Source organism: Ruegeria sp. HKCCA4812 (genome assembly GCF_013034245.1).
Lineage (GTDB): Bacteria > Pseudomonadota > Alphaproteobacteria > Rhodobacterales > Rhodobacteraceae > Ruegeria.
Genome location: NZ_WQFQ01000012.1, coordinates 1 through 10,201, shown reverse-complemented (window position 1 = coordinate 10,201; position 10,201 = coordinate 1). Strand labels below are relative to the sequence as shown.

Here is a 10,201-nt window from a genome sequence, read left to right as displayed (position 1 = left end):
CTCCCGTCCCCCCTTCCGCAAGATTTGAGGTAACAAATGAACCAGGAAATCACCAACAACCCGTTCAACCCGCTGACGCCGCCTAAGGTCTTTGACGAGATCAAAGTCTCGCTGGCGTCGCCCGAGCGGATCCTGTCTTGGTCCTATGGTGAGATCAAGAAACCCGAAACCATCAACTACCGGACGTTCAAGCCCGAACGTGACGGTCTGTTCTGCGCGCGTATCTTTGGCCCGATCAAAGATTACGAATGTCTGTGCGGCAAATATAAGCGGATGAAGTATCGCGGCGTTGTCTGCGAGAAATGCGGTGTGGAAGTCACCCTGCAGAAAGTCCGCCGCGAGCGTATGGGCCACATCGAACTGGCCGCGCCCGTCGCACATATCTGGTTCCTGAAATCGCTGCCGTCCCGCATCGGTCTGATGCTGGACATGACGTTGCGCGATCTGGAACGCGTTCTGTACTTTGAAAACTATGTCGTCATCGAGCCCGGTCTGACCGACCTGACCTACGGCCAGATGTTGACCGAAGAAGAGTACATGGATGCGCAGGATGCCTATGGCATGGATGCGTTCACAGCGAATATCGGTGCTGAAGCCATTCGTGAGATGCTGGCGCAGATCGATTTGGAAGCCGAAGCCGAGCAGCTGCGCGCTGATTTGGCCGAAGCAACCGGCGAACTGAAGCCCAAGAAGATCATCAAGCGTCTGAAGGTTGTCGAAAGCTTCCTCGAGTCGGGCAACCGGCCCGAGTGGATGGTGATGACCGTAATCCCGGTCATTCCGCCGGAACTGCGTCCGCTGGTTCCGCTGGACGGTGGCCGGTTCGCGACTTCGGATCTGAACGATCTGTATCGCCGCGTCATCAACCGGAACAACCGTCTGAAGCGTCTGATCGAACTGCGTGCACCTGACATCATCGTCCGCAACGAAAAGCGGATGCTGCAGGAATCCGTTGACGCTCTGTTTGACAACGGCCGTCGTGGCCGCGTGATTACCGGTGCCAACAAGCGTCCGCTGAAATCGCTGTCGGACATGCTGAAAGGTAAGCAGGGTCGCTTCCGTCAGAACCTTTTGGGTAAGCGCGTCGACTTCTCGGGCCGTTCGGTCATCGTGACCGGTCCGGAACTCAAGCTGCACCAGTGTGGTCTGCCCAAGAAGATGGCGCTGGAACTGTTCAAGCCGTTCATCTACTCGCGCCTTGAAGCCAAGGGTCTGTCTTCGACCGTGAAGCAGGCGAAGAAACTGGTCGAGAAAGAGCGTCCCGAAGTGTGGGATATCCTCGACGAGGTGATCCGCGAACACCCTGTCATGCTGAACCGTGCGCCGACGCTGCACCGTTTGGGCATTCAAGCGTTCGAGCCGGTCCTGATCGAAGGTAAAGCCATCCAGCTGCACCCGCTGGTCTGTTCGGCCTTTAACGCCGACTTCGACGGTGACCAGATGGCTGTGCACGTCCCGCTGAGCCTTGAGGCGCAGTTGGAAGCCCGTGTTCTGATGATGTCGACGAACAACGTTCTGTCGCCTGCAAACGGTGCGCCGATCATCGTTCCGTCGCAGGATATGATCCTGGGTCTGTACTATGTGACCCTGGAACGCGAAGGCATGCCGGGCGAAGGCAAGGTCTTTGGATCGATCGAAGAAGTTCAGCACGCGCTGGATTCGGGCGAGGTGCATCTGCACTCGAAAATCACGGCCCGGATCACGCAGATCGACGAGGAAGGCAACGAAGTTCAGAAGCGCTATGAAACCACCCCGGGCCGTCTGCGTCTGGGTGCGTTGCTGCCGATGAACAACAAGGCGCCGTTCGATCTGGTCAACCGTCTGCTGCGGAAGAAAGAAGTGCAGCAGGTGATCGACACCGTCTACCGTTACTGCGGTCAGAAAGAGTCGGTGATCTTCTGTGACCAGATCATGTCGATGGGCTTCAAGGAAGCGTTCAAGGCGGGCATCTCGTTCGGCAAGGATGACATGGTCATTCCGACGGACAAGTGGAGCATCGTCGATGACACCCGCAGCCAGGTGAAAGACTTTGAGCAGCAGTACATGGACGGCCTGATCACTCAGGGCGAAAAGTACAACAAGGTTGTCGATGCTTGGTCGAAGTGTAACGACCGCGTGACCGAGGCGATGATGAGCACGATCTCGGACGTTGCCAAGGCCGAAGACGGGTCGGACATGGAGCCGAACTCGGTCTACATGATGGCCCACTCGGGTGCGCGTGGCTCGGTCACTCAGATGAAACAGCTGGGCGGTATGCGGGGCCTGATGGCCAAACCGAACGGTGACATCATCGAGACGCCGATCATCTCGAACTTTAAAGAAGGTCTGACCGTTCTCGAGTACTTCAACTCGACCCACGGTGCCCGTAAGGGTCTGTCGGATACCGCTCTGAAGACTGCGAACTCGGGTTACCTGACCCGTCGTCTGGTGGACGTGGCGCAAGACTGTATCGTTCGTGAGATCGACTGCGGCACCGAGCGTGCGATCACAGCCGAAGCAGCCGTGAACGACGGTGAGGTTGTCGCCTCGCTGGCCGAACGCGTGCTGGGCCGTGTGGCCGCTGACGATGTTCTGCGTCCGGGCACCGATGAGGTGATCGTCGCAGCCGGTCAGCTGATCGACGAACGTATGGCCGACACCATCGACGAAGCCGGCGTTCAGTCGATGCGCATCCGCTCGCCTCTGACCTGTGAGTCCGAGGAAGGCGTTTGTGCGACCTGCTATGGTCGTGACCTTGCACGCGGTACGATGGTGAACACAGGTGAAGCTGTCGGCATCATCGCGGCTCAGTCGATCGGTGAACCCGGTACACAGCTGACCATGCGGACCTTCCACATCGGTGGTGTTGCGCAAGGTGGTCAGCAGTCGTTCCAGGAAGCCAGCCAGGAAGGTATCGTTTCCTTCGAGAACCCGCAGATCCTGGTCAACGCAGCCGGCGAAAGCCTGGTCATGGGCCGGAACATGAAGCTGGTGATCAAGGACGAACACGGCGAAGAGCGTGCCAGCCACAAGCTGGGCTACGGCTCCAAGCTGTTCGTCAAGGACGGCACCAAGGTGGCCCGTGGCGACAAGCTGTTCGAGTGGGACCCGTACACCTTGCCGATCATCGCCGAGAAAGCCGGTACTGCGAAATATGTCGATCTGGTTTCGGGCCTCGCTGTCCGCGACGAGACCGACGAAGCAACCGGCATGACCCAGAAGATCGTGATCGACTGGCGCGCCGCCCCCAAAGGCAGCGACCTCAAGCCCGAGATCATTCTGGTTGGCGAAGATGGCGAACCGGTCCGCAACGATGCGGGCAACCCGGTTCACTATCCGATGTCGGTGGATGCGATCCTGTCGGTCGAAGACGGTCAGAAGGTCGAAGCCGGTGACGTCGTCGCGCGTATCCCGCGCGAAGGTGCCAAGACCAAGGACATCACCGGTGGTCTGCCGCGTGTGGCCGAACTGTTCGAAGCGCGCCGTCCCAAGGATCACGCGATCATCGCCGAGGCCGATGGTTACGTGCGCTTTGGCCGCGACTACAAGAACAAGCGCCGCATCAGCATCGAACCGGCGGACGAGTCCATGGAGACTATCGAGTACATGGTGCCCAAGGGCAAGCACATCCCGGTCGCCGAAGGGGACTTCATCCAGAAGGGTGAATACCTGATGGACGGTAACCCTGCGCCGCATGACATCCTGTCCATCATGGGTGTCGAAGCGCTGGCCGATTACATGATCGACGAGGTGCAAGACGTGTATCGTCTGCAGGGCGTGAAGATCAACGACAAGCACATCGAGGTCATCGTGCGCCAGATGCTGCAGAAGTGGGAGATCTTGGATTCGGGCGACACCACCCTGCTGAAGGGCGAACATGTCGACAAGCAGGAGTTCGACGCGGCCAACGAGAAGACCATCGCCCGCGGTGGTCGCCCTGCTCAGGGTGAGCCGATCCTGTTGGGGATCACCAAGGCCTCGTTGCAGACGCGCTCGTTCATCTCGGCGGCGTCGTTCCAGGAGACCACCCGCGTGCTGACCGAAGCTTCGGTTCAGGGCAAGAAGGACAAACTGGTCGGCCTGAAAGAGAACGTCATCGTTGGTCGTCTGATCCCCGCCGGTACCGGTGGGGCAACGCAGGCCGTCCGCCACATCGCGCAGTCGCGTGACAACGTGGTCATCGAAGCCCGCCGGGAAGAGGCCGAGGCCGCCGCCGCCCTGGCCGCACCGATCATGGATGATGATATGGTCGGGGATGAGCTGGACGTTCTGGTCGAAACACCGGAAAGCCGCGAATAAACCGCGTCATTCAGAATCAAGTAGAAAAAGGCCCTGCGATTTCGTGGGGCCTTTTTTCGTCGCCTCTCCTGGTACGCAATTGTGAACCGTCGTGACAGAGCACAGCCTTTGACGCGATTGCATCAGGCTTGTGGTCCTGCAATCGGTGGTTTAGCGATATTCTGTGTTTTCGGATTATTTTGAGCTGAACAATGGACACCAAAAGCAACTCTTTCGAGGACCGTGTGGCGCGGATCAAAAAGCGTTCGGCAGAAAACACACACAAGTCGCCTATGCCTCGAACCGAGAGTATCTGGCAACGTCTGGGGTATCCCGCTGCGTTTATGGGGGCTTTTTTACTGGGTGTTTTTGCGGTCTTCCTGTCCCGCCTGATTCAATACCAATCGGTTGGCATTCCGGTGCCCGGAAAGGTGGGAACGCAGGATTTCGTAAGCCTCGGCCTTGCAGGCGGGGCCTGCATCATGGTTATGCTGTTTCTGAAAGGTAAACTGCGAGAGTTCGCCGGGGCGCTCACGGTTGGTGCGTTGGTGACGACCTTTTCCTTTCATAATTTCGTGTGGAAATATCCTGTGTTTTTCGAACTTGTATACGGGGAAGACTGGGTAGAGTTTGTAAAAGACACGACAGAGCCTTCCAGCCTGAACCTGTTCGGGACCATCCTTCCATTCGGTTGATGATCTCTGCACCCCTTGTGCGTTGTTGACATCCAGCCCGTCTCGGCGGCCAATGCGGGGCGATCAATAGCCCCGGAGCCCGAAGCAGCATGACTCCAAACACCAAAGGCGCTTTGCTGATGATGGGCAGCATGGCTGCCTTTACCCTGAACGATACGCTGGTGAAGGTTGCCTTGCAGGATCTGCCATTGTTTCAGTTGGTGGCCATGCGCGGGTTTCTGGCGGTATTTCTGATCTATGTGCTTGCCCGGTCACTGGGCACGTTGCATCTGAATTTTTCGCGCCATGACAAGTGGCTGGTTGCACTGCGCTGCCTTGCAGAGCTTGCGGCGACATTCTTTTTCCTGACGGCGCTGAAGAACATGCCGCTTGCCAATGTTACGGCCATTCTTCAGGCATTGCCTCTTACGGTAACATTGGGTGCTGCTCTGGTTTTTTCCGAACAGGTTGGTTGGCGACGCGCTTTGGCAATCGCCGTGGGTTTCGTCGGAATGCTGCTGATCGTAAGACCCGGGCCAGAGGGGTTCAGCGTGTATTCCATCTATGCGCTGGTTGCAGTGGTTTCGATTACAGTTCGGGACCTCATCACGCGACGCATGTCAGCCGACGTGCCGTCAATGCTGGTTACCCTTGCCACCTCGGTTTCCATAGCGGGGGCTGCGGCAATAGCTTCGGTTTTCGAAGGATGGGTTGCGGTCTCGGCAACGGCGGGTTCCCTGGTCGCGGCGGCGGCCGTGTTTGTGCTGCTTGGCTATTTGTTCAGCGTCATGGTCATGCGTCAGGGAGATGTCGGATTCGTTGCGCCGTTCAGATATTCCAGCCTGATCTGGGCGCTCGGGTTGGGTTGGGTCGTGTTTGACGAATGGCCTGACAGCCTGACGATGCTGGGTGCTGTCCTGATCGTGGGTGCCGGTCTGTTCACCTTGTTCCGGGCACGTGCGCGTCAGGGCTTGGCGTGACGCCGTCTGACCACGTTCGGATCAATGGCGAAACGGGTTTGAAACTCGAGCTCCTGCTGCCGGGTAAGAGGGTCGAGCGCGACATCCATGTTTCTGGTTCGCGGTGAGTCATTGAACCGGTTCAATCCCCGTACCCACATCGGACTATCGGGTCGGGTCACAACGGGCATCGCGCGGTTGATCCTGTTATGGGCAAAATTCATGATCGATTTCCGCTGCCCGCCCCGCACGTACATTCCCAGACCGGCAGTGATCAACGGGCGATGCACGCGCGTGGCCTGTATCCCCTCGGAATTGGCGCGGGCCAGATAACCGCAGTTGAAGTCAACGGCGACCATCGCGTGCCTTTCGAACAAGCCAACGCATTCCCTGACACAGCCCCGGAACCGCTCGACAAAATCCACGGCCACTGCATCATCATCGTCATGGCGAAACTGAAGGCAGGGTTGATCGGGATCGTTCCGCGCCGAATTCAGGACATCCTGCATGATTTTTCTGTGCCGCCCCGGAGGTTTCGCGACAATGCGCACCTGTTTCAGCCCACCGGTCAGATCGTTGAGGCGGTCAAATGCCGGCTTGGGCAGGCAGTCGCCGACCACGATCACCAACTGGAAATCTTCGTCGGACTGTTTTTTGAAACCGGGCAGGGCGACCGTCTCGAACAGGCGAAACCGTTCTTCCAACCTGTCGTGCTGGTACAGGAATTGCCGTCTTTCTTCGACACTTTCGTGCGTTGTCTGAAAGCCGCCAATTGCGGGATAGGAAAACCGGCAAAGACCAATCACTTGCATCTGTAATCCATCAGCAGATATTCGACCCGACTATGCCCTTGTCGCGGTTCAGCCGCAACCGGGACAGCGGCGCGCAGGAATGGCAATCCTACAGGCTGCATTCAACGCGCGCGCCTGGGCGCCGGGATAGGGCTGTTGACACTTGGGACGACTCCCCCTATACGCGCGTCATCTCGGTACCGGGGGCCGCCCCGTAGCCGATTCCAGTAATGAACTGGTCAAGGCCCGGACAATTTTGCAGTTCGCGCCCTCTGAGAATCAACCGCGACGTTCACCTCGGAATGGGAACGCTCGTGGGTTTTGCGCTTGTGGACGCATAAGTGCAGCGAATTTAGCCGCACGCAACGCGCGTGCATGTCATGTGTGTTGCAAAACGGGGAAAGAACCGGAATGCCAACTATTCAACAGCTGATCCGCAAGCCGCGGCAGCCCAAAGTCAAACGCTCGAAGTCCATGCACCTGGAGCAGTGCCCGCAGAAGCGCGGTGTCTGCACACGTGTCTATACCACAACGCCTAAAAAGCCGAACTCGGCGATGCGTAAGGTTGCCAAGGTGCGCCTGACCAACGGGTTCGAGGTCATCTCGTACATCCCCGGTGAAAGCCACAACCTGCAGGAACACTCGGTTGTTCTGATCCGTGGCGGCCGTGTGAAAGACCTTCCCGGTGTGCGTTACCACATCCTGCGCGGTGTTCTGGATACTCAGGGCGTCAAAGACCGTAAGCAACGTCGTTCGAAATACGGCGCGAAGCGTCCCAAGTAAGAAGGAGAGGCTGATATGTCACGTCGTCACGCCGCCGAAAAACGCGAAGTCCTGCCTGACGCCAAATTCGGCGACAAGGTACTGACCAAATTCATGAACAACCTGATGATCGACGGCAAGAAGTCGGTCGCAGAGCGCATCGTCTACAACGCATTTGACCGCGTTGAGAACAAGGTAAAGCGCGCTCCGGTCGAAGTGTTCCACGAAGCGCTCGACAACATCAAACCTTCGGTCGAGGTTCGCTCGCGCCGGGTTGGTGGTGCAACCTACCAGGTTCCGGTCGAAGTGCGCCCCGAGCGCCGCGAAGCACTGGCCATCCGCTGGCTGATCACCGCTGCGCGCGGCCGCAACGAAAACACCATGGAAGAACGCCTCGCCGGCGAACTGCTGGACGCCGTACAGTCCCGCGGTACTGCCGTTAAGAAGCGCGAAGACACCCACAAGATGGCCGAGGCGAACAAAGCCTTCAGCCATTACCGCTGGTAATTCTAGAGGCTTATCCAAATGGCACGCGAATATCCGCTCGAACTATACCGTAACTTCGGTATCATGGCGCACATCGATGCAGGCAAGACGACCTGCTCGGAACGCATCCTGTATTATACTGGCAAATCCCACAACATCGGTGAGGTGCACGATGGTGCCGCCACCATGGACTGGATGGAGCAGGAGCAGGAACGCGGCATCACCATCACTTCGGCTGCGACCACCACGTTCTGGGAACGCACCGAGGACGGTAAAACCGCCGATACCCCCAAGCACCGCCTGAACATCATCGACACCCCCGGCCACGTTGACTTCACCATCGAAGTCGAACGCTCGCTGGCGGTTCTCGACGGTGCCGTCTGCGTTCTGGACGCAAACGCCGGTGTTGAGCCCCAGACCGAAACCGTGTGGCGTCAGGCTGACCGCTACAAGGTTCCGCGTATGGTTTTCGTCAACAAGATGGACAAGATCGGCGCAGATTTCTTCAACTGCGTTCGCATGATCGAAGACCGCACCGGCGCACGTGCTGTTCCGGTTGGTATCCCGATCGGCGCCGAATCCGAGTTGGAAGGTCTGATCGACCTGGTCACCATGGAAGAATGGCTGTGGCAGGGTGAAGACCTGGGCGCAAGCTGGATCAAAGCTCCGATCCGCGACAGCCTGAAAGACATGGCTGAAGAATGGCGCGGCAAGATGATCGAAGCGGCCGTCGAAATGGACGACGACGCGATGATGGAATACCTGGAAGGCAATGAGCCCGACGTTCCGACCCTGCGTAAACTGCTGCGCAAGGGCACGCTGGAAATCGCGTTCGTTCCGGTACTGGGTGGTTCTGCGTTCAAGAACAAAGGCGTTCAGCCGCTGCTCAACGCTGTGATCGACTATCTGCCCAGCCCGCTGGACGTTGTCGATTACATGGGCTTCAAACCCGGTGACGAGGACGAAGTTCGGGACATCGCCCGTCGTGCTGACGACAACATGGCGTTCTCGGGTCTGGCGTTCAAAATCATGAACGACCCCTTCGTCGGTTCGCTGACCTTCACCCGGATTTATTCGGGCGTGCTGAACAAGGGTGACTCGATCCTGAACTCGACCAAAGGCAAGAAAGAGCGCATCGGTCGTATGATGATGATGCACTCGAACAACCGGGAAGAGATCGAAGAAGCGTTTGCAGGCGACATCATCGCGCTGGCGGGTCTGAAAGACACCACCACCGGTGACACCCTGTGTGACGCGAAGGATCCGGTGGTTCTGGAAACCATGACCTTCCCCGATCCGGTGATCGAGATCGCGGTCGAGCCCAAAACCAAGGGCGACCAGGAGAAAATGTCTCAGGGTCTGGCGCGTCTGGCGGCCGAAGACCCGTCCTTCCGTGTGGAAACCGATCTGGAATCGGGTCAGACCATCATGAAGGGTATGGGCGAACTTCACCTGGACATCCTGGTTGACCGCCTCAAGCGCGAGTTCAAGGTCGAGGCCAACATCGGCGCGCCGCAGGTGGCCTATCGTGAAACCATCTCGATGCCGGTCGAGCACACCTACACCCACAAGAAACAGTCGGGTGGTTCGGGTCAGTTCGCCGAGGTCAAGCTTGAGATCACTCCGACCGAGCCGGGCGAAGGTTATTCGTTCGAAAGCCGCATCGTTGGTGGTGCTGTTCCGAAGGAATACATCCCGGGTGTCGAAAAAGGCATCCAGTCTGTCATGGACAGCGGCCCTCTGGCTGGCTTCCCCGTGATCGACTTCAAGGTTGCCCTGCTGGACGGTAAGTTCCACGACGTTGACTCGAGCGTTCTGGCGTTCGAAATCGCAGCCCGTATGTGTATGCGTGAAGGCATGCGCAAAGCTGGCGCGAAGCTGCTGGAACCGATCATGAAGGTCGAAGTGATCACCCCGGAAGAATACACCGGCGGTATCATCGGTGACCTGACCTCGCGTCGTGGCCAGGTGTCTGGTCAGGAACCGCGCGGCAACGCAATTGCGATCGACGCGTTCGTTCCGCTGGCGAACATGTTCGGCTACATCAACACCCTGCGTTCGATGTCGTCGGGCCGTGCCCAGTTCACCATGCAGTTCGACCACTACGATCCGGTTCCGCAGAACATCTCGGACGAGATCCAGGCGAAATACGCATAAGCGAAGATTTGAGGGAGCGTGGGTATCACGCTCCCTTCATTACCGAAAAAGGAGGCCATCATGGCAAAGGAAAAGTTTGAGCGTACAAAACCGCACGTCAACATCGGCACGATTG

Annotated in this window: 7 protein-coding genes; 6 read left to right on the top strand and 1 reads right to left on the bottom strand. The window is 58.1% G+C overall.

Going from position 1 to position 10,201, the window contains the following annotated elements; translation table 11 throughout:
• Window positions 1–36: 36 nt before the first annotated feature.
• From rpoC to GOW04_RS20595, 3 genes are all read left to right on the top strand, one after another.
• Window positions 37–4,278, top strand: coding sequence for a DNA-directed RNA polymerase subunit beta' (gene rpoC / locus GOW04_RS20605; RefSeq protein ID WP_171233855.1), 4,242 nt, complete (start codon window positions 37–39; stop codon window positions 4,276–4,278).
• A 191-nt stretch (window positions 4,279–4,469) separates the two neighbouring features.
• The gene (locus tag GOW04_RS20600) at window positions 4,470–4,952 is read left to right on the top strand and encodes a hypothetical protein (protein WP_171172539.1); all 483 of its coding nucleotides are present in this window, start codon (window positions 4,470–4,472) and stop codon (window positions 4,950–4,952) included.
• A gap of 89 nt (window positions 4,953–5,041) precedes the next feature.
• Window positions 5,042–5,911 carry a DMT family transporter gene (locus tag GOW04_RS20595; RefSeq protein ID WP_152459174.1) on the top strand — a complete coding sequence of 290 codons (870 nt, stop codon included), beginning with the start codon at window positions 5,042–5,044 and terminating at the stop codon, window positions 5,909–5,911.
• Here GOW04_RS20595 and GOW04_RS20590 read toward each other — a convergent pair.
• Window positions 5,896–6,702, bottom strand: coding sequence for a putative rhamnosyl transferase (locus GOW04_RS20590; RefSeq protein ID WP_171233854.1), 807 nt, complete (start codon window positions 6,700–6,702; stop codon window positions 5,896–5,898). The two genes, GOW04_RS20595 and GOW04_RS20590, sit on opposite strands and share 16 nt — an antisense overlap.
• 390 nt (window positions 6,703–7,092) lie before the next feature.
• Between GOW04_RS20590 and rpsL the strand changes: the two genes are divergently transcribed.
• Genes rpsL through fusA form a run of 3 tightly spaced genes read left to right on the top strand, consistent with a single transcriptional unit; the run spans window position 7,093 to window position 10,086 of the window.
• Entirely contained in the window at window positions 7,093–7,464 is a 372-nt protein-coding gene (rpsL, locus tag GOW04_RS20585; protein ID WP_005621086.1) for a 30S ribosomal protein S12, read from the top strand.
• A 15-nt stretch (window positions 7,465–7,479) separates the two neighbouring features.
• Window positions 7,480–7,950, top strand: coding sequence for a 30S ribosomal protein S7 (gene rpsG / locus GOW04_RS20580; RefSeq protein WP_010441203.1), 471 nt, complete (start codon window positions 7,480–7,482; stop codon window positions 7,948–7,950).
• 18 nt (window positions 7,951–7,968) lie between these two features.
• Entirely contained in the window at window positions 7,969–10,086 is a 2,118-nt protein-coding gene (fusA, locus tag GOW04_RS20575) for an elongation factor G (protein ID WP_152459172.1), read from the top strand.
• Window positions 10,087–10,201 lie beyond the last annotated feature (115 nt).